Source organism: Acetomicrobium hydrogeniformans ATCC BAA-1850 (assembly GCF_000160455.2).
GTDB lineage: Bacteria > Synergistota > Synergistia > Synergistales > Acetomicrobiaceae > Acetomicrobium > Acetomicrobium thermoterrenum.
Genome location: NZ_ACJX03000001.1, coordinates 572,050 through 592,560 on the forward strand (window position 1 = coordinate 572,050; position 20,511 = coordinate 592,560).

16 protein-coding genes are annotated in these 20,511 nt (G+C 43.2%); 3 read left to right on the forward strand and 13 right to left on the reverse strand.

The genetic code is table 11. From position 1 onward, the window contains the following. Positions 1–22: 22 nt before the first annotated feature. Genes HMPREF1705_RS02820 through malQ form a run of 6 tightly spaced genes read right to left on the reverse strand, consistent with a single transcriptional unit; the run spans position 23 to position 7,513 of the window. The gene (locus tag HMPREF1705_RS02820) at positions 23–2,707 is read right to left on the reverse strand and encodes an AAA family ATPase (RefSeq protein ID WP_009201927.1); all 2,685 of its coding nucleotides are present in this window, start codon (positions 2,705–2,707) and stop codon (positions 23–25) included. Then, positions 2,704–3,819 carry a metallophosphoesterase family protein gene (locus HMPREF1705_RS02825; protein ID WP_242603505.1) on the reverse strand — a complete coding sequence of 372 codons (1,116 nt, stop codon included), beginning with the start codon at positions 3,817–3,819 and terminating at the stop codon, positions 2,704–2,706. The genes HMPREF1705_RS02820 and HMPREF1705_RS02825 overlap by 4 nt, the downstream gene beginning before the upstream one ends. Before the next feature lies 1 nt (position 3,820). Then, positions 3,821–4,381 (reverse strand): HDIG domain-containing metalloprotein, encoded by a 561-nt coding sequence (locus HMPREF1705_RS02830; protein ID WP_057940656.1) that lies wholly within the window; start codon positions 4,379–4,381, stop codon positions 3,821–3,823. A gap of 51 nt (positions 4,382–4,432) precedes the next feature. Continuing rightward, positions 4,433–5,083 (reverse strand): hypothetical protein, encoded by a 651-nt coding sequence (locus tag HMPREF1705_RS02835; RefSeq protein WP_057940657.1) that lies wholly within the window; start codon positions 5,081–5,083, stop codon positions 4,433–4,435. Continuing rightward, on the reverse strand, positions 5,080–6,003 hold the full coding sequence (locus HMPREF1705_RS02840) for a chemotaxis protein CheV (protein ID WP_057940658.1): 924 nt from the start codon (positions 6,001–6,003) through the stop codon (positions 5,080–5,082). The genes HMPREF1705_RS02835 and HMPREF1705_RS02840 overlap by 4 nt, the downstream gene beginning before the upstream one ends. Positions 6,004–6,028: 25 nt before the next feature. Continuing rightward, positions 6,029–7,513 carry a 4-alpha-glucanotransferase gene (gene malQ, locus HMPREF1705_RS02845; RefSeq protein ID WP_057940659.1) on the reverse strand — a complete coding sequence of 495 codons (1,485 nt, stop codon included), beginning with the start codon at positions 7,511–7,513 and terminating at the stop codon, positions 6,029–6,031. A gap of 179 nt (positions 7,514–7,692) precedes the next feature. On the opposite strand from malQ, the gene nifJ reads away from it, so the two are divergent. The 3 genes from nifJ (at position 7,693) to HMPREF1705_RS02860 (ending at position 14,151) form a co-directional block, all read left to right on the forward strand. Next, the gene (gene nifJ / locus HMPREF1705_RS02850; protein ID WP_057940660.1) at positions 7,693–11,247 is read left to right on the forward strand and encodes a pyruvate:ferredoxin (flavodoxin) oxidoreductase; all 3,555 of its coding nucleotides are present in this window, start codon (positions 7,693–7,695) and stop codon (positions 11,245–11,247) included. A gap of 156 nt (positions 11,248–11,403) precedes the next feature. Continuing rightward, on the forward strand, positions 11,404–13,788 hold the full coding sequence (gene ppsA / locus HMPREF1705_RS02855; protein WP_057940661.1) for a phosphoenolpyruvate synthase: 2,385 nt from the start codon (positions 11,404–11,406) through the stop codon (positions 13,786–13,788). A 12-nt stretch (positions 13,789–13,800) separates the two neighbouring features. Continuing rightward, positions 13,801–14,151 carry a cupin domain-containing protein gene (locus tag HMPREF1705_RS02860; RefSeq protein ID WP_057940662.1) on the forward strand — a complete coding sequence of 117 codons (351 nt, stop codon included), beginning with the start codon at positions 13,801–13,803 and terminating at the stop codon, positions 14,149–14,151. A gap of 58 nt (positions 14,152–14,209) precedes the next feature. On the opposite strand, the gene HMPREF1705_RS02865 is transcribed toward HMPREF1705_RS02860, so the two are convergent. The 7 genes from HMPREF1705_RS02865 to HMPREF1705_RS02895 all read right to left on the reverse strand — a co-directional run bounded on the left by HMPREF1705_RS02865 (position 14,210) and on the right by HMPREF1705_RS02895 (position 20,344). Next, positions 14,210–15,091, reverse strand: a complete 882-nt coding sequence (locus HMPREF1705_RS02865; RefSeq protein ID WP_057940663.1) for an isocitrate lyase/PEP mutase family protein — start codon at positions 15,089–15,091, stop codon at positions 14,210–14,212. A gap of 3 nt (positions 15,092–15,094) precedes the next feature. Further along, positions 15,095–15,592, reverse strand: a complete 498-nt coding sequence (locus HMPREF1705_RS02870) for a 3-isopropylmalate dehydratase small subunit (protein ID WP_057940664.1) — start codon at positions 15,590–15,592, stop codon at positions 15,095–15,097. After that, positions 15,593–16,852 (reverse strand): 3-isopropylmalate dehydratase large subunit, encoded by a 1,260-nt coding sequence (locus HMPREF1705_RS02875; RefSeq protein ID WP_057940665.1) that lies wholly within the window; start codon positions 16,850–16,852, stop codon positions 15,593–15,595. It lies immediately after the preceding gene. 102 nt (positions 16,853–16,954) lie between these two features. Beyond that, on the reverse strand, positions 16,955–18,448 hold the full coding sequence (locus HMPREF1705_RS02880) for a sodium:solute symporter family protein (protein ID WP_057940666.1): 1,494 nt from the start codon (positions 18,446–18,448) through the stop codon (positions 16,955–16,957). A 22-nt stretch (positions 18,449–18,470) separates the two neighbouring features. Then, positions 18,471–18,707, reverse strand: a complete 237-nt coding sequence (locus tag HMPREF1705_RS02885; protein WP_057940667.1) for a hypothetical protein — start codon at positions 18,705–18,707, stop codon at positions 18,471–18,473. Between the two features lie 48 nt (positions 18,708–18,755). Continuing rightward, a complete protein-coding gene (locus tag HMPREF1705_RS02890) occupies positions 18,756–19,631 on the reverse strand; it encodes an isocitrate lyase/PEP mutase family protein (RefSeq protein ID WP_057940668.1) in 876 nt (291 codons plus the stop codon). A gap of 14 nt (positions 19,632–19,645) precedes the next feature. Further along, on the reverse strand, positions 19,646–20,344 hold the full coding sequence (locus tag HMPREF1705_RS02895; protein ID WP_242603506.1) for a GntR family transcriptional regulator: 699 nt from the start codon (positions 20,342–20,344) through the stop codon (positions 19,646–19,648). Between the last annotated feature and the right edge of the window lie 167 nt (positions 20,345–20,511).

Consider the following 20,511-nt stretch of genomic DNA (forward strand, 5'->3'; position numbering starts at 1 on the left):
GGGAGATGTCTTCAGTTAGACGTTAGCGCTTTATCATAGAAACAACCCCTTTTTCCACCTCAATGCGCCTTGAAAAGAGGGAGGCAAAATCCATATCGTGAGTTATTACACCGACAAAGGCTTCTTTGCCTAAATTGTCGAAGAGTTCCATCATCATCTCTAAATTCCCATCATCTAACATAGCAAGGCCTTCGTCTATGAATAAGATTTGTTTGAAACCTACCCTGTTCGCAAGATGTCTCAACATCATCAATGAGACCATGGCCCTTTCCCCGCCGGACAAACTGGCGGCATCGCGCCTGTAACCTCCGCTTGTTACGTAAAGGTTCCCCCTTTCTGCGACTAAAGAAAATCCTTTAAAAGAAAGGTTTTTGTTTACAGCGCTGAGTAATTCCTCAAGTATGGTGTCGCTCAAAAAACGCACAAAATTTCTGCCATCTGTATATTTTTGCAGTTTGATGGCAACATCGAAAGCTTGGCTTATTACATTGTATTTTTCCTTCATCTGCCCTTTTTCTTTTTCGAGTCCTTCTTTCTGTCTGAGATTGTATTGCAGTTCGTTCAAAACGCTCTTCAGCCTTTCTTCCTCTTCTTCCAGCTCCTGCTTACGATTTGTTAACGTTTCCAACGCCGGAAGGGTCGTTTCGAATTTAAGCTTAAAGTCTCGAAATTCAACTTTAGCACGGGACAGGAGATCGCGCGATAAATCTAGGCGGCGTCTGGCGTCTTCCACTTCTTCTTTACTACAATGAGTCATACCGTCGCGGTACATTAACTTAGTTTTGTCTTTTTGAGTCAATCCGTGTTTACGGCATAACTCTCTGAAGTTCTCAGCAGCATCCCGCAGTGCATTTTTCGCATTCTCCCGTAGCCATTCTGCTTGTGCCAATTCTCCTTCTAATTTTCTTTTTTTCTCTTTTAATTCCTCGATCTCCGAGTTGAGAGAATCGCCTTTGTTGCGGATTTCTTCCAACTCCTTTAAAAACCTTTCCCTCTCTTTTGCAGCTTTTACTACATCTTCCGGCAAAAGTCCGCCAAGAACTTCCTCGAGGTTTTTTGCAACTTGGCACATTTTCTTCATGTCCTTCAAATTTTTCTCCAGGGATCCCATGAGCTGGTGTTTTTTTAACTCTTGCTTTCTAATATTGTCTTCCAATTCACCAAGAAGGGCATCTATTTCTCTAACGGACAATTCAGATCGAGGCGCCTCGAAACCGAGAGACCTGATCTCTTCCCTCAACCTCCTGCCCTCTTGTAAAAGAGTCAAAGTTCGATTCTTGGCCTTTCCCCACTCAGACAAAGCCTCTCCCAGATCGGAAAAAACCAGCGACCTGGCAACCTCGATAGCTCCAACACCCTTAAAGCGCTCGAAATCTACAGCTCCATCCGGCGCTAGCTGCTTTACCCAATCTATTAACCGGCTTCTAATCGCCTCGAGAGTACGCACCATAGTATGGGCTATATTTTTATGTTCTTGAATAACGTCGCACAGGCTTCTCTCAAGCTTTTGTCTATATAATTTTCGCCTTCTTTTCGAAAGTTCGTCCAGGCTTTTATTGTTCTTTGCGATATCCGCTTCGATAAGCTCAATTTCTGTCTTGCAAAATTTTATACCTTCGGCCAAATCCAATAATTTTAACGCTTCATCTTTATGTTGTGCATACTTATTGATATTTTGCATCTTTGAATAAATATTTTTATAGGCAACTCTTAGTTTGTTTACTTCCGTGATTTTAGGCTCAATTTTTTTATTGATGTATTGAATATTAGATTCCAAAGAATTAATTTTTTCATATAACTCTCTATAGTGCTTTGACACTGAAATCAAGCCTTTCAAAGCTTGATTAGCCTCATAAAGTCTGTATTCATCGTAAATATTTTTATACAGAGCAGATGCCTCTTCATGTTCGGATGAAAGGCGTTTTATTTGCTCTTCAAGCTCAACTAATTTATTTTTTATATCGATAGACTTTTTAATGGCAACCAACCTGTCTTGCACACTTTTCAGATTTCGACCCACGCTCTTTAAATCGCGACGTATCTCTTCCTCGGGTGGCAGCTTATTTAAAAAATCTTCGACCTTTTGAAGAGACCCTTTTACATTTTCAATTTCGGCCGTAGCAATCTGAACGATTCTTCTAACCTTTTCCTGTAGCTTGCTTTCGCTCTCCAATCCCAAAGAGGCAGTTAAAATCTGCCACCTCTCGCCTGGCGATACATCCACGAATTTTGTAACCATCCCTTGAGGCACAAATACGGTGGATATAAAGGCATCGCGCAATTTACTTAAATTGGCATCACCCATGCTATCAGCAAAGGGCGATAGGACTTTTGCAATACATCCATTAACTTCTTTAACGTTAGATGCTATAACATCCCACTTTCCACCATCATCGCCACCTTTTTCCAGCAGCGCCTCTTGTTGTCCCTTTGGGCCTTTAAACTTCCTCGTTATCCTGTAAACATCCCCATTTTTAACAAAAGTACAGATAACGCGACCTTCAGAGGAGCCCATCCTGATGACATTAAGGTTGTTTACCACTCTAACCGGAGTAGGAGAACCAAATAAAGCCAAAACAAGGGAATCCAATATTGAACTTTTGCCCGCTCCATTTGGCCCGACTATTGCAACCGCTCCCGGGTCGAAGTTAATGCCGGCTTCCCTCAACCCCAAGATGTTTCTTACTTTCAACTCCAAAAGTCTCAATACTTTTCACCCGCTTCAAAATAGGACTTGATCTCACTCCACATCGTCGAAGGATCTTTGCCCGAAAGAAGTTTTTCTCCAAGTTTTTTTAAAATCAACAAAGTCGATTCATTTTCTTCTTGGCTCTCGATGTAATGTTTCCATAACCGAATTATATCGAAGGGGTCTTGAGGCGAGCTGATTTCAGAAATCATGCCCTCATTTACGGCGACCACGACTATCTGTTCTCCTCCCAGGTTTCTACATTTATCCAGAAGTTGCGATATAGGCAAAGAGGATCTATTAACGATAACCCTGACATAGGCATCACGCGGGATCAATCGCGATGAAGTCGATAGGGATTTAAAGGCTTCTTCTTCGTCGTCGTAGCGCAAAGTTATTAGTTCTTTGCTGTTTATCGGAATATCTTCGATATTTCCTTTCTCGTCAATGATGTAAAGGCCCGTACAATGCCCTTCCTCAGAAAAGTCCAACCGCAAGGGAGAGCCCGCATAATAGATCGGAGGGGTGTCTTCAGAAACCTTTCCGTGACGATGTATATGTCCGCATATTGTCAAATCTATTTCCAGGTCTTTTAAGACATCTTTTGGAAGGGTTAACTCGGAGAGGTTTGGAACAGTATCTTCTACGGCCATATGGGCAAAACATATACGCATATTTGCCTTTGGTGCACCTTTCCAACGGGACTTTAAGAACTCATCCAATTCTTCCTCTTTGGGACAATCATGTTTTCGTAAATAAGGCAATAAAAATATAAGGAAATCACCTATATTCGCATAAGTCACCTCATCGACAAAAACAAACCGCCCATCGCCTTGAAAGAGCTCCCATATTTTGATTCCGCTCCAATCGTGATTTCCCTTCAATAAATAAATCGTGGGTTTCCACGGAAGCGACAAAACGCTGGAGAAAAAATTGGCAACAGGCATTACCACTTCTTCTCCCGGATATCTGAAGCTATGAAAGATATCGCCAAGCACAAATAAGGCGTCTACTTTGAAATCCCGGGCTGCTTCATACATTTGAGATAGGGCAGATATGGTTTCTTCCAGCCTGTCAACGCCCCAAGTGCGAGCGCCGGCATGCCAGTCGGCACAAACCAAAATTCTCAAACTAGCCCAACCCCAGTTCCCTTCCGATCGGGCGCAATGCCTTTATGACATGATCTATTAACTCGTTCAATGGCATATCGAGGAGATCGGCCCCTTTTTGAATAACTTCTCTGTTTACCCCCTTAGCAAAAGCCTTATCTTTCCATTTTTTCATAACCGACTTGGTCGTCAAATCCGAAAGGGAACGGCTCGGCCTGACCAATGCAACGGCAATAACGAACCCCGTAAGCTCGTCGACGGCATAGATGACCTTTTCCATCAGATTGTTAGGTTCAACTCCCGTTATCTCCCATGCATGGGCCAACACGCCTCGCACGACATAATCGGGATATCCGGCTTCCCTGAGCCATTCTGCTCCCCTTTTTGGATGTTCTTCGGGACATTCCTCCCAATCCAAATCGTGAAGCAGTCCAATAATACCCCATAAATTTTCGTCTTCTCCGAAAAGCCTTGCAAAATATTTCATAGCTGCCTCAACCGCTATGGCATGCTTAATATGGCTTTCGTCCCGATTGTGCATTGCGAGAAGATCGTATGCCGCCTCTCTCGTCAATTCAACCATAGCAAACTCTCCTTTCCAAATTAAGCTTAGCATGCAATAAACTTCGCCCTTTTAACGGAATTGCCGATGGTCAACAGAACCTAACATGGACTCAGTCTCTGCTATTTCGAAATTGTTAAATATGCCGGATATGGCAAGATCAGTGATATTATCCGTCTCGTAGGGAATGAAAAACCTTCTATAGCCGAACTTTTCTGCAAAGAACGTCATTGATGAAGGAGTCTTGTTCTCGACACCCTTAGACAGCTCCCGGACAAAGTTCTCCAAAAATTCCCCATCGTCAAAAAAGGGATTGTTGCTCATTATGGCAATTGCCTTATATCCTCCCAAACGCATCTGTCTATCCAATAGATCGCAAAAACATATGCCTGCTTCAATATCTTCGTCGTCCTTCAGGAAAGAGGAAATTAATTTTTCCATCGCCCTGGAATAAGAAAAAATCATAATAAACCCGAGGGGAGGAAAGACCATATCTCTACCGGGATCTATGGTTTTATCGTATGTAACAACCCCGGCTTCTCCAAATCTGATTCCTTTCAAATATATAAATTCGCTCTCAAGTTCCATGGCGAAAAAAGCTATGTCCTTCAAAAAACGGTCTGCACCACCAATAAAGGACACCGGCCTGTAATCGAGCCCGTAGGGGGTCCACATGGGCACTTCAAAGCTGACAATTTTATCCCATTGAGGCAACAACTTCATGCTCTCTCCGTTTTAACCTCCCTTCTTTTCAATAACTTACCGACACTGACTATTAATTGGTCGATCTCGGGTTTCGTGATTTGACCGTCTGCTCCTACGCTTTGAGCTTTCCTTTTAATGTCTTCGGCCATGATAGAAGAGAAAACAATTACAGGTATATGTCGCAAACGCTCGTCTTCTTTAATTTTTTTCGTCAACGTCAAACCATCCATCTTTGGCATCTCTATATCGGTTATGACTAGATCGAAGTTCTCTCCTTCATCGGACAGTCTGTCCCAAGCAGCTTTGCCGTGAGATACGGCCTCAACGTTATGAAAACCGCCTTTAGCTAATACATCCTGGATCATTCTTCTAATTAGAGGCGAATCCTCTACTACCAAAATTTTGAATTTATCCAAATCCCCCAATTCGGAAACCATGTTATGCATTTTAGAAGAATCCACAGCATATTGTCCCGCAAGCTCCGGATTTACAACTTGTACTATTCTTTCATAATCCAACAGAAGTATATTTCTGTCCTCCCTTTTAATGACGTACAATACGTTTTCTCCTAAAAAGGTCCCAGTTAAAGTTGAATCCAACTCTTCGGAATGGATCCTATAGATTCTCTCCACTCCGTCTACAACAAACCCAAGCTTCATCAGATTAAATTCCGTCACTATGACCTTGCTCTGCTCTTGAGAAACTGCGGGCGTAATGTTTAAATAAATCCTCAAGTCGATCAGGGGAATTACCTCGCCTCTGACAGTTGTAATTCCAAGCATTGCAGGGTGCGACTTGGGGACTGGCCGAACACCTGTCCATCGCAAAATTTCCCTGGTCTTGTCGACATTTATCGCGAAACTTTGATCACCTAAAGAAAACACCACCACCTGCCATTCGTTGGTTCCTACATCGGTCATGATGCGATCCTCTCGCATTATCTCACCTCCATTTGTCAATTGGCTAATGCCTGCCAGCAAACTCCGTGATCTCTTTAAACCATTTTAACACCGGAAGACTCATCATTTTTTCATTCATTCGCCATTGCCAATTTCCATCGCTGCTTGCAGGCTTATTTATTCGAGCAAAAGAACCTAAACCCAGTATATCTTGATAGGGAATTATAACCAACTCTGCTACTGAGAGTTCAATCAACCTGATCAGGTCCCGGGCAACCGAACCGGCGCCGGTCTTACGCCCCAAAAGCAGGATCAAATTCCTAATTTCCCGGTTAGACGCTTCTTCTAAATACCACCCCAAAGATGTATTGTTATCCTGAGTTCCCGTATAGGCAACACAACGTTTTACATAATGATATGGAGTATGAATGTTCTCTTGCGGATTGTCTAATCCAAAAAGCAAAACCCTCATGCCGGGTATGTCGTGAGCCGCCATAAAATCTCGAACGTCATCAGTTATATCTCCAAGATCCTCTGCAATTATTGGGAGCTCCCCCAGACTATTGCCCAAGGCAGATATAAGTTTCTCCGCAGGCCCTTTAAGCCACTTCCCGTTGACTGCGTTAGGCTGACCAAAGGGAATTGCCCAATAGCTTATCAATCCCCTGAAATGATCGATTCTTACTATATCGTATAAATCCAAAGCATGTTTGACTCTCTTTATCCACCAGTCAAATCCATTGCTTTCGATGACGTTCCACCTATAAAGAGGGTTCCCCCAATACTGGCCTGTCGAACTGAAATAATCGGGGGGAACGCCTGCAACTTCAATGGGCATCCCGTCTTCTCCCAGGCAAAATATATCCTGATTGGCCCACACGTCTGCGCTGTCGTGAGCTACGTACAAAGGCATGTCGCCAAATATCTCAATGCCTTTGGAGTTGGCATATTCATGAAGCCTCTTCCATTGTTTGAAAAATATATATTGAACGAACTTTTCTCTGTATATCTTTTCGGCTAATTCTTTTTTTGATTTTTCAATCTCCTCAGGCTCCCGTCTCTTTAATTGTTCTGGCCAGAAATACCATGGTAGTCTAAATTTGGATTTAATGGCCTTGTATAAACTAAAGTCTTCGAGCCACCATACATTGTCATCGCAAAATTTTTGAAAATCGTCGTCCGGAAGAAACTTCTCCAATGCCTTGTCAAACATATTATCACGAACGGCAAAAGCTTCTTCGAATTTTGCCCCCGAGTCCGCAAATTTATGGGAAAGCTCCCACTCGTCCAAAAATTTATCCTGAACTAACATCTCTGGACTTACAAGCATGGGGTTACCCGCAAAGGCCGAAATGGAGCTGTAGGGCGAATAACCGTAAATACCGTCTGTGGGATTCAATGGTAAAATTTGCCAAAGGGATTGGCCAAGTTTTTCAAGCAAATCTACGAAGCTATACGCCATTGGCCCCATATCGCCAGTTCCCCAACCGGAGGGCAGAGATGTCAAATGAAGCAATATTCCGCTTTTCCTGCGATCAAAAAGAATCACATTTCACTCCTCTTCCAAAATATATATTTGCGGTCATTTTTGGTTTGCGACATTTCATGTCGTTTGGTAAAATGATATATCAAAATGACTGAATTGTGTGTATAATATTTTTGAGATAAAAATATCAATTTGATCTATACTCTAGGGCAATTTACTTCATAATCAAGGAGGTTCATGTAATGTCTGTAAAGTATGTTACTATCGATGGTAACGAAGCAGCCGCATCAACAGCTTACAGGCTGTCCGAAATTGCCGCCATATATCCCATTACGCCCTCTTCTCCAATGGGCGAACATGCCGATGAATGGGCGGCCAAGGGAGAGCCTAACGTATGGGGCTTCGTTCCCAGGGTTATTGAGTTGCAAAGCGAGGGCGGCGCTTCGGGTTCACTCCACGGAGCGCTTCAAGGGGGAGCCTTATCCACGACCTTCACGGCTTCCCAGGGATTGTTACTCATGATCCCTAATATGTACAAAATTGCCGGAGAACTGACATCGGCAACCATGCACGTCTCAGCAAGGACTATAGCCACCCACGCTTTATCCATATTCGGGGATCATAGCGATGTTATGGCAGTCAGACAAACGGGATGGGCTCTTTTGGCTTCAAATTCGGTACAGGAGGCTCACGATTTCGCTGCTATCGCTACCGCATCAACCCTAAAAAGCAGGGTACCCTTTCTTCATTTCTTCGACGGCTTCAGAACTTCACACGAGGTAAACAAAATCGAATATCTAAGCGACGATACTTTGCGACAAATGGTAGATTACGATATGGTTCTTGAGCACAGAAAACGTGCACTCTCTCCAGACAATCCTTTTATTCGCGGAACTGCACAAAATCCCGACGCCTTCTTCCAGTCAAGAGAGGGATGTAATCCCTATTACTCCGCCTGCCCCAAGATAGTGCAAGAAACGATGGACGAATTCGCTAAGCTGACGGGAAGGCAGTATCACCTCTTCGATTACGTGGGCGATCCTGACGCCGAACGCGTGATAATATTGATGGGTTCCGGTGCCGAAACGGCTCACGAAACAGTAGAATACTTGATTAAACGTGGAGAGAAAGTGGGTATCATCAAAGTTCACCTCTACAGACCTTTCTCGATAGAACACTTCGTAAAAGCATTACCTGAAACGGTGAAAGCGATTGCGGTACTCGACAGGACTAAAGAATCCGGTAGCGCAGGAGAACCGCTATATCTTGACATAGTAAATGGCATATATGAAGCAAAACGTGGCGGTCTTTTGGACTCCGATTTCAATCCTACCGTTATCGGAGGACGATACGGCCTATCCTCAAAGGAGTTTACTCCAGCCATGGTCAAAGCGGTCTTCGACGAACTAAAAAAAACCGATCCCAAAAACCATTTCACCGTTGGCATTGAAGATGACGTTGCCAATACCAGCTTAAAAGTAGACGAAGGCTTTTCGATAGCAGACCCGCAATCGACTCGTGCCGTATTTTTTGGTCTCGGTTCCGATGGCACGGTAGGAGCCAACAAAAATTCGATAAAAATAATAGGCGAAGAAACCGAGCTTTACGCTCAAGGCTACTTCGTTTACGATTCGAAAAAGGCAGGAGGATATACCATCTCCCACTTGCGCTTTGGACCCAATCCAATTCGGTCCACTTATCAAATTGACAAGGCAAACTTTGTAGCATGTCACCAATTTGCTTTCACGGAAAAATTAAACGTTCTTGATATAGCCGAGGAAGGTGCCATCTTCCTTCTAAACAGCCCCCACCCGGCTGAAGAAGTTTGGAACTATTTGCCGCGGACAGTGCAACGACAAATAATTGATAAAAAATTGCGCTTCTATGTAATAGATGCCTACAGCGTCGCAAAGGAAAAAGGACTTGGCCCGCGCATAAACACGATAATGCAAACCTGTTTCTTCTATTTGAGCAAGGTCATCCCATTCGATCTTGCAGTGGAAAAGATAAAGAACGCTATCGTACAAACATATGGCAAGCGCGGCGAAGCAGTTGTAAACAAAAATATTGCTGCCGTCGATGCTGCTTTAGAACACCTGCAGGAAGTAAAGGTTCCCGGAGAGGTAACAAGCGATTTCGATGTGAAACCGGCTGTATCCGACAAGGCGCCGGAATTCGTAAAAGAGGTGCTTGGTCCCATGTTGGTCCTACAAGGGGACAAACTACCCGTTAGCAAGCTGCCGAACGATGGAACCTTCCCCTCCGGTACCTCTAAGTGGGAAAAACGCAATATAGCCGTCGAAATACCCAAGTGGAATCCGAGTGCATGTATCCAGTGCGGTCGATGCACCTTCATATGCCCCCATGCCACGATAAGGGCAAAAGTATACGACAAGTCCTATCTGAAGGACGCACCGGAAGGATGGCAATATGCTGAAGCGAAATGGCCTCAATATAAGGAGCAGGCCTTTACCATCCAAATAGCTCCGGAAGATTGCACCGGGTGCGGCAGTTGCGTCGCAAATTGCCCTGTAAGCAAAAACGAAGACCCCACTAAAAACGCTCTTTCCATGGTCAGTCAGATCGACGTTCGCGAGGAAGAAATTCCAAAATGGGATTATTTCCTCTCCTTGCCGGAGATCGAGAAGGAAAAATTAAACACTCAATCTCTAAAGGATTTGATGTTGGTTCAGCCTCTCTTCGAATTTTGTGGAGCCTGCGCCGGTTGCGGAGAAGCTCCTTACCTTAAGCTGCTCAGCCAACTTTACGGAGACAGAATTACGATAGCAAACGCAACTGGTTGCTCATCAATTTATTGTGGTAATTTGCCTACCACTCCCTGGACAACTAACAGTGAAAACAGAGGTCCGGCTTGGTCCAATTCGTTGTTCGAAGATAACGCCGAGTTTGGACTCGGCATGAGGCTGGCTCTAAATGCACGAAACGCGAGGGCAAAACAACTTCTAACCGAATTAGCGGGAGAAATTGGAGACAGGCTCGTAAGCGAGATTTTAAACGCTGATCAAAGCACCGAAGAAGGAATCAAAAAGCAACGCGCCAGAATCGATGAACTCAAGAAGACTTTGCGAAATATATCCGACATTAAAGCGAAAGAGCTTCTCCAAATTGCCGACGATCTCGTCAAAAAGAGCATTTGGATAGTTGGCGGAGACGGATGGGCATATGACATAGGTTACGGCGGACTGGATCATGTGCTCGCAACCGGCGAAAATGTCAATGTCCTCGTGCTGGACACCGAGGTCTACTCTAATACAGGAGGCCAGGCTTCCAAAGCTACGCCTTTGGGAGCTGCCGCCAGATTTGCAGCTGCCGGCAAACCGACAGGCAAGAAGGATCTTGCCCTGATGGCCGTTACATATGGGAACATCTATGTAGCCAGAATCGCAATGGGCGCCAATCCGACTCAAGCAATAAAGGCTTTCCATGAAGCAGAATCCTATGAAGGAGCTTCTCTGATCATCGCTTACTCCCATTGCATATCCCATGGATTCGATCTCAAGCGAGGAGCAGAGCACCAAAAAATGGCTGTCGATTCCGGGCAATGGATACTGTTTAGATATGACCCAAGGTTAAAAGGCGAAGGAAAGGCTTTCCAACTGGATTGCAAGGAACCTTCTCTACCGTTAAAAGACTACCTGTTGTCAGAAACCAGATTCGCCATGCTCCACAGGGACTTCCCCGAGAGAGCAGAAGAACTTCTGAAAGAGGCCGAGGCGTTCAATAAGGAACGTTGGGCTCTTTACAAGGGCTTGGCCGAGGTCTTAAACAGAAAGTAGCCGCTCCTTTGCACTGACGCACATAAAAAAAGAGGGGGGTCACCCCCCTCTTTTTTTATGTCTTAATTCAATAGACACGCCTTTATAATTCATTCCACAATATGGTATATTAATACTCGAGACAAAAAGAGATCTGCAAAGGGGAGTGACGAAGATATGGCAAAGGGCACCTTTAGCTACATAAAATGGTTTGACGAACTTACAAAGGAAGACATACCCCTGGTGGGCGGCAAAGGAGCAAACCTGGGGGAAATGACAAATCACAGCATCCCTGTACCGCCCGGTTTTTGCATAGTGTCAAAAGCATATAAGGACTTTGTAACATTATCAAACATCAATAAAGTAATTCAAGACATACTCTCAAAAATTAATTTCGACGATGCAGGAGATTTAGAAGAAAAGACCGCAAAAATAAGGAATTTAATGATTGAGACTGATATTCCTCTACAAGTTGAACGTGATATACTGCGGGCATACGCTGTCTTAGCAGAGCAAATCAACTTAAATGAACCGGAGGTAGCGGTACGAAGCTCAGCCACTGCAGAGGACCTTCCAGATGCATCCTTTGCGGGTCAACAAGATACTTACCTTCACATTAAAGGCAAAGATGAACTTCTTAAACACGTCAAAAAATGCTGGGCATCTCTATGGACCTCCAGAGCCACTTATTATCGTCACATAAAGGGTTTCGATCATATGAGCGTGCTTTTGAGCGTAGTTGTACAAAAGATGGTAAACGCTTCTAAATCAGGGGTAATGTTCACAATAAACCCCATTAGCAACAATTCCGACGAAATTATGATAAACGCAAGTTGGGGCCTGGGCGAAGCTATCGTGTCAGGATCGGTCACCCCCGATGAATATATCATAGACAAGAAAACACTTGACATCAAAGAAGAAAGGATTTCCCAAAAGACCGTCATGGTTATAAGAGAAGCATCGGGAGGAGGCACCACCACCGTAAATGTGAAAGACATTCTCGGACCGGGTGCCATTTCCCAACCCTGCCTAAGCGAAGACGAGGTAAAAAAAATAGCATCCATGGGAAAGCGAATTGAAAACGTTTATGGATTCCCCCAGGATATAGAGTGGGCTATCGATAGAGATACAGGAGAGCTTTACATCCTTCAGTCAAGACCTGTAACCACCTTTAAACCCCAAAAATCGGAAGAGCCGATCCAATTTGACACAAAAACAGAGCCAGAAGTTCTGGTAAAAGGTCTTGCCGCTTCTCCGGGCATCGCCGTCGGCAAGGTAAAAAAGATACAAAGTATCGATGAGATAGGCAAAATCCAAGAAGGCGACATATTGGTCACTGCCATGACAAATCCCGACATGGTTCCTGCAATGAAAAAAGCAGTAGCAGTCGTGACCGATGAAGGAGGAAGGACTTGTCATGCAGCAATCGTTTCAAGGGAATTTGGAATTCCCTGCATCGTCGGCACACAAAATGCGACCGAAGTCCTGGAAGATGGGATGACAGTCACGGTAGATGCAACAAGAGGTGTAGTATATAAAGGCGATAGACTGCTCCAGCTGCAAGGGGAAAAACCAAAGACTTCAACCCCAACCGTAGGAATATCGGAACAAAAGGTCAAAGAAATCGTCGAACAATGGGCCCCGATAACCGGCACAAAGATATACATGAACCTTGGCGAGCCTGGTTTAATTGACAAATACAAAGAATTGCCTTTTGACGGAATTGGCTTGATGAGGACGGAGTTTATCTTCACAGATATGGTTGGCATACACCCCATGTACTTGGTAAAGCAAAATAAAGGAGACATATTGATCAGCAGAATGGCAGAGGGAATAGCTGCAGTAGCCCAAGCCATATACCCAAGACCAGTAGTTGTTCGATTTAGCGATTTTAGGACCAACGAATTCAGGGGCTTAGAGGGCGGAGATGAGGTCGAACCGATCGAAAACAACCCAATGATAGGTTGGAGAGGGGTTTCAAGATATATTTCGCCCGAATACGAAGAAGGGTTTAGGTTGGAATGCAGGGCCATTCGTAAGGTTAGGGAAGAATACGGACTTACAAACGCATGGGTAATGCTCCCCTTCGTCAGAAACCTTTGGGAGCTGGACAAGGTGAAGGCCATCATGGCCTCTGAAGGATTAGAACAAGGCGGATCGCTCAAAGTTTGGATAATGGCTGAAGTTCCTTCCGTGGTGATGCTTGCCGAAGAATTTGCTAAAAAAGTGGACGGCATAAGCATCGGCAGCAATGACTTAACGCAGTTGACCCTTGGCGTCGACAGGGACTCGGGAATACTTAATCGCATGGGCTACTTCGACGAGCAAGATCCGGCAGTACTAAAAGCGATTGAAATACTCATTGACGCAGCTCACAAATACGGCAAGACCTGTTCCATTTGCGGACAGGCACCATCGCTTTATCCAGGATTTGCGGAATTCCTTGTTCGGAAGGGCATCGACAGCATGTCCGTAAATCCTGATACCGTAGCCTACACTAAAAGGCTCGTAGCCTCCGTAGAGCAAAGACTGCTGCTTGAAAGAGCTTTTGGCAAACAATAGGGAGTGAAAATGATGGCGATATTAAAACAGTCTAATGAAGTTGTGGTACGCGAGAATATGAGGGGCGGATCGGGCAAAGCGTCTTTCTATTACGTTCCGATTCCGGACGATGAAGGAGCTGTAAAAATGGCATCGCGGATCGAATTAGAACCCGGAGCTTCAATAGGGTTTCATCAGCATGTCGACGATGAGGAAGTCTACGCGATATTATCGGGTAGAGGCATATTTACAGACGGCACAACTGAGGTCGAAGCCAATCCGGGCGATGTTTTCCTCACTCGCAAAGGAGAATCCCACAGCATTAAAAATAACAGCGACGTACCTTTGATTTTTTTCGCTGTGATAGCAAAGAAACAACAATAATAAATCTATTAAAAGGGACCAAACTTGAAGTTTTGGTCCCTTTTAATTTGCCTTTCTATCAATTGGAGCGATATTTCTCAGACAAAGCGTTACATTTCGGAACCCCGATAAAATCAGTAAATTGCTTAAATGTCCACATGTGATCAAAAGCATCTCTATTGGTCCCTTTTTCTTTAATCTCTTGAGATAACCTGTACATTGCTTGAGAGGCAGCAAACAGAAGGCCTACAGGAAATATTACGATCTTATACCCCATTTGTTGTAGCTCGTTGGCGGATAGCATTGGAGATTTCCCACCCTCCGCCATGTTGGCTAATAACGGAATGCCGTGAAGTTCTTTTGCGATGTATTTGAATTCATCTACTGTATAGGGGGATTCTACAAATATGATGTCAGCACCAGCCTTATAATATTTTCTAGCTCTTGCAATTGCATCATCTAATCCCATGACAGCCCTAGCATCAGTTCTCGCTATTATTTTAAAGTCATCATCTGTCCTGGCATCACAAGCAGCTTTAATTTTTTGAACCATTTCCTCTGGATCGACCACTTCTTTTCCCTCTAAGTGGCCACAGCGCTTTGGGAAAGTCTGGTCTTCGATATGTATGGCTGCTACCCCGCTTCGTTCGTACTCCTTTACCGTTCTATATACGTTCAAAGGATTGCCATACCCTGTATCTGCATCTGCTATAACGGGGATATTAACCGCTCCAGCTATACGCCTTGCGTTGTCAATGATTTCGGGCATGGTAATAAAACCCATATCAGGAAGGCCCAACAGACTCGCAGAAGTTCCAAAACCCGTCATATACACACAATTATGTCCCGTTGCCTCAACTATGCGCGCAGATAACGCGTCATAACAACCAGGGGCTATGATTATATCTTCCTTTTTCAACATAGCAGAAAATTGTTTTCTAATAGCCGATATCCTATCCATTGCTTATTCACTTCCTTTAACGCTTTTAACATATTCTATTAAACCGCCTAAATCCAGTATGTTTTTAATTGACTCCGGAAGGGGGGTAATTTTATATCTTTTACCCTTGGTTATGTTTTTAAGCTCTCCAAGCTCCATGTCGATCTCTATTTCGTCATTTTCGTCTATTTCGTCAACGGCATCCGAACACTCTACAAGGGGCAATCCAATGTTTATAGCATTGCGATAAAATATGGCAGCGAAGGTCTTTGCTACTACTGCTCCAACACCACACTCCTTTAGAGCTATGGGAGCGTGCTCTCGAGACGATCCGCATCCAAAGTTAATTCCCGCAACTAATATATCGCCCTTTTTGACTTTTTTCGGAAAATCGGGGTCTACACCCTCCATGCAGTGCTTAGCCAATTCTCTGGGATCGGTTATACTCAAATAAACTCCAGGGATAATTACATCGGTATCAACGTGATCTCCGTATTTCAATGCTTTACCTCTTATAAGCATTTAAATCACCTCCGAAGGATGGGACAGCTTCCCTGTTATCGCCGATGCTGCTGCCACAGCCGGATTTGCCAGATAGACTTCACTGCCTTTATCACCCATACGACCGATAAAATTCCTGTTGGTTGTCGAGACGCACCGCTCTCCCTTGGCGAGTATGCCCATATGTCCGCCAAAACAAGGCCCACAACCTGGCGGCAAAATCGTAAACCCGCTTTCAGTGAAAATTTCTATTAACCCCTCCTTTAAAGCTTGAGCAAAGACCTTTCTGCTGCCTGGCGCAATTAAACCTCTGACGCGAGGATGTATTTTTTTTCCCTTGACAATTTCTGATGCAATGCGCAAGTCGGTAATGCGCCCATTGGTGCAGGAGCCGATGAAGGACTGGTCGATTTCAATATCCTTTACCTCCGATACAGGTACACCCCTGGAAGGCAAATGCGGCATAGCTACAATCGGTTCAAGTTCGCCCAAATCTACGTCTATAACTTTTTTGTAAACAGCATCGGAATCGCTTCTATACTCACAGAAATCCTTCAGACCCAGACTTTCTATATATTCTTTTGTTACATCGTCAAAGTTAAATATCCCATTGATCGCACCGCACTCTACGGCCATATTGCAAATCGAAAAACGCGAATCCATATTTAAATGTTTAGCGCCGGGACCATCAAATTCCAGAGATTTCCCCAATGCTCCGTCGGTACCCAGCAGGGATATTACGTACAATATTACATCTTTACCCGAAACCCATTTATTGGGTAGGCCCACCAACAAGACCTTAATTTGCTCTGGCACCTTAAGCCAAGTTTTGCCTAAAGCCATAATTCCCGCGACATCTGTACTTCCCATTCCCGTAGAAAAGGCACCCAGAGCACCGTAGGTAACCGTATGAGAGTCCCCTCCTATGATCAAATCGCCTGGCTTTACTATTCCATCTTCCGGCAAGACGACATGTTCAATTCCATAACCTGCATCGTAAAAGTGCTTGATCCCTTTTACAGCAGCAAAATCGCGCATTGTTTTGCACTGTTTAGCAGACGTCACGTCTTTATTGGGAGTAAAATGGTCTAAAACTATAGCTATCTTGTTCTTATCGAAAACCTCTCCATCGCCCATTTTATCAAAGACCTCAACCGCCACCGGTCCGGTAATATCGTTCATCAGTAACATATCCACAGTTACATCAATGATATCCCCCGGTTTAAAGTCTCCTTGCTCGCTATGAGCGGCAAGTATTTTTTCGGTGATGCTATGACCCATTAGTTATTACCTCCTTATTAAACGTTAAAATCCATATATACTCTTATTTAATCTTAATTTTATATAAAGTATTATAATATTAAAAGAAATATATTTTGAATATTATTGGTTCAGTTTAAATAAATTAACAAATTTTTCGCCGAATGATTGTATTTCATCTTCCTTGGACGAAGTCATTAAGCTAATTGTAATTGCAACAAAGAAGTTTAAAAGCATGCCCAAAACACCACCATGTATACCTAGGAATCTAGGATTACCCGACAAACTCATACCTACAGCCACAACTCCACCTACAAGCATACCGGTAATTATTGCAGGTTTAGTTGCTCGAGACCAATATAGACCCAACAGGACTGCAGGAACTGCTTGTAAAAGTCCTTCAAACTTAATCTCCGTTAGTCGCCATATAGTAGTCTTTGGTTCCAAAACCAATATCATACTTACGATTAGTATTACAAAGTTAAACCAACGAGCAACCCTTGTTGCTTTTAGGTCCGTAACATTAGGATTGATAAACCGTCGATAGAAATCTCTAATGATTATGGTGGTTAATGAAATCAGAACTCCGCTTGCGGTTGAAAGTGTAGCCATAAGAATAGCAGTAAACACTATAGACATAGCCCAATAAGCAAATGTCGACCTTTGCATAATTTGTGTCAACATCATTGGTATTACTTTTTCTGTGTCCATTCCCGAAAGTCCCAATATATTTGCCGCGGCTATAATACCGATGAAAACAAGTATTGTAGGAGTTACAAAAGTTAAGACGGCCATTCTAGCTAATGAATGCTTCAAAACGTTTTCATTACGTGACGCAAAAAGCTGTTGGATAGAATGTGCATACATTGCACCACCTAAACCAACCAGCGCCATGGTACTTGCCCAATTCAGTATTCCTCCCGACGATTGGGGCGGAAGAACCTTCGATGGAGAAATTTCCAGCAACTTCTGAACCGATGAGCCGAGCCCACCAAAATGAATCCAACTGTATATAATTAAAAACAAAATTCCCAAAAACATTATTCCACCCTGAATCGCTTGAGCTAGCATCGCCCCCCTCATTCCACCTATTGCAACATATACGGCAATAATCGATCCTAAAACCACTACTCCACTCCAATAAGGTATATGGGAACCCAAACCAGCAAAAAGGGTGCCGCTAGCCTGAAGTTGCTCGATAAATTGTACATATATTCCCCAGAATAGAAAAATACCAGCTATAAAACAAAGAGTTTTTGATCTAAACCTATCCTCCAAGAAATCGAGTAACGTTATATATTTTCTTCTATGGGCTAGCACATATAATTTAGGTATAAACAGCATATAAGCAACGGGAATCATGACCATAAAAACAGGAAAAACGAGTTGCTGAAAGCCAATCCTGTAAGCTCTTGCCGTATATCCGATCATGCTGTTACCGCTATACTGTGTGGCAAATAGGCTTAAGGCCACAACCAATGTGCCTACGGTACGACTAGCAAGGAAATAATCCTCCATTGACTCAGCCTGTCTCTTTTTAAATGAATACCAACCAATGTAAAGCATTACAATCAGAGAAATAATCAATGTAACAATTGGACCAACCATGCTAACCATTTATCTTCCCCTCCTTAACTCTCTAACTCTTATCTTCATTAGAAATAAAAGCTTCCAAATTCCAATGATTCCTTGTAACGTCAATGATTGATAACACCAAACATACGAGAAAGACGATAATTAATAGAGCCCAAAGAGGTATGCCGAGGACCAATTTTTCTCCCATGCCCTTCGGGAAATACCACGGTACAAGTAAGATGTATAGCAATATAAACCTACCCCATACCTTCCAATTCATAGGATCTTTAATCTGCTCCATTATCAATATACCTCCTTCACTATATATTGTTAGTGCTTAAATGCTACATTAATCCCTTCCTGTAGCATATTCCTTTTCTTTCTCTCTAATAATATTCAACCCAACAAGCTCATTAAATTCGTTAAAGGGAATCATTTCGTCGATCATGCCAGCAGTGGTCCCCGTAGTTTTAAGTTCCTTCATCAATTTAGTAACCGCCTTTGCGATAACGTATGTAGAGGCTACACAGAAGATCACTAAGTCATACCCCAGGTCCTCGAGTTCTTTTGCCGTTAATAACGGAGTCCTCCCATGTTCAAGCATATTGGCCAACACGGGCACATTAAAACTTGATGTTACTTTCTGCATTTCTTCAATAGATTCTGGAGATTCTATAAAAATAATATCTGCACCTGCTGCTTCGTAAGCTAAGCCTCTTTCTATGGCCGCATCTATTCCAAAATTAGTGCGGGCATCTGTTCTTGCCATTATCATAAGGTCGTCATCAACTCTGGCATCACAGGCCGCTTTAATCTTTCCAACCATCTCTTCCTGCGAAATGATTTCCCTGCCCAGCATGTGACCACACTTTTTTGGAGCTACTTGATCCTCAAGTTGAATACAGGCAACCCCAGCTTTTTCGTATAAGCGTACGGTCCGTTGAACATTAATGGCATTTCCATATCCAGTATCTGCATCGGCAATTACAGGGATACTTACGGCCTCAACTAAGTTTGCAGCTCTAATTGCCATTTCTGTTTGCGTCAAGAGTCCTACATCTGGTTGCCCTAACACACTTGCCGAGGTCCCATAACCAGTCATATACACTGCCTCAAAACCTTCCTTTTCGATTATCCTCGCCACAAGAGGATCGTGAGCTCCTGGCGCAACAAGTATTTGGTCCCTAGAAAGAAGTTTACGTAATCTGCTCGTCATTTTATCCATTTAATAAACCCCCTTTAATCACTAGTGCATCTTCTTAAAGCATAATAGCTTTCTGACCTATCTTTCTTGAATTTTTCAATATCCTTGGCCTTTATGTAATCTATAATCCTAAAGTGATATTCTGCTGTTTCAGTTAAGTTAGCATCCAGTAAAAATTTATATATTCCCAAAATGAGCAAAAGATATATATCTAAAAGCATTTTTATTGTCCATTTGAGGTCCGCTTTAAGCCAAAGATATTTGTGAAATTCAAGGTCTTTCTCGAGAAAATTACCCAATATTAACTCCTTAGGCTTATCACTCATAGCGATCATCTTCATCTTTTGAGCAATCCCATTAAGGTGATTAATATCATCCTCTGTTACTGCATCCCGAACGATAATATCCTTAAAAATGCATTCCTCTAACATATATCTAATGGTATAGATTTCTTCCATGTCTCGTTTTGTAAATTCTGTTACACGAGCTCCCTTGTGAGGTACTATCTGCACTAATCCAATAGCTGCTAACTCCCTTAAGGCTTCCCTAATAGGCGCTTTGCTTATGTTTAGTTCATTGACTATAACCGATTCATTAATCCATTCGCCCGGCTCATATTTGTTAGAAAACAAAAGCTCCATCATCAAGCGTTCTCGTACTGCCATAGTAATGTTTTTATATGGCAGTCTATTTGGTAATGAGAACCGCTCTTGCATACTCCTTGCATTATCCAACGTTTTCACTTAACCCCCTTTTTCATAAGAGCATACTTTTTATAATCGAAGGTCGAATTCGGATGTATTCAATTATTGACACTCAATTTATCATCGCTGCATTGTTTTTGCAATAGGCATTAATAAAAAAATACAAAATACATGTATGTAACTTTTGCCACTAGTAT

Bases quoted from the DNA above. Each gene is read 5' to 3' on its own strand.
- HMPREF1705_RS02830 (WP_057940656.1), bottom strand. From the start codon at position 4,381: ATGGTTGAATTGACGAGAGAGGCGGCATACGATCTTCTCGCAATGCAC.
- HMPREF1705_RS02835 (WP_057940657.1), bottom strand. From the start codon at position 5,083: ATGAAGTTGTTGCCTCAATGGGATAAAATTGTCAGCTTTGAAGTGCCC.
- HMPREF1705_RS02840 (WP_057940658.1), bottom strand. From the start codon at position 6,003: ATGCGAGAGGATCGCATCATGACCGATGTAGGAACCAACGAATGGCAG.
- nifJ (WP_057940660.1), top strand. From the start codon at position 7,693: ATGTCTGTAAAGTATGTTACTATCGATGGTAACGAAGCAGCCGCATCA.
- ppsA (WP_057940661.1), top strand. From the start codon at position 11,404: ATGGCAAAGGGCACCTTTAGCTACATAAAATGGTTTGACGAACTTACA.
- HMPREF1705_RS02860 (WP_057940662.1), top strand. From the start codon at position 13,801: ATGGCGATATTAAAACAGTCTAATGAAGTTGTGGTACGCGAGAATATG.
- HMPREF1705_RS02865 (WP_057940663.1), bottom strand. From the start codon at position 15,091: ATGGATAGGATATCGGCTATTAGAAAACAATTTTCTGCTATGTTGAAA.
- HMPREF1705_RS02870 (WP_057940664.1), bottom strand. From the start codon at position 15,592: ATGCTTATAAGAGGTAAAGCATTGAAATACGGAGATCACGTTGATACC.
- HMPREF1705_RS02875 (WP_057940665.1), bottom strand. From the start codon at position 16,852: ATGGGTCATAGCATCACCGAAAAAATACTTGCCGCTCATAGCGAGCAA.
- HMPREF1705_RS02880 (WP_057940666.1), bottom strand. From the start codon at position 18,448: ATGGTTAGCATGGTTGGTCCAATTGTTACATTGATTATTTCTCTGATT.
- HMPREF1705_RS02885 (WP_057940667.1), bottom strand. From the start codon at position 18,707: ATGGAGCAGATTAAAGATCCTATGAATTGGAAGGTATGGGGTAGGTTT.
- HMPREF1705_RS02890 (WP_057940668.1), bottom strand. From the start codon at position 19,631: ATGGATAAAATGACGAGCAGATTACGTAAACTTCTTTCTAGGGACCAA.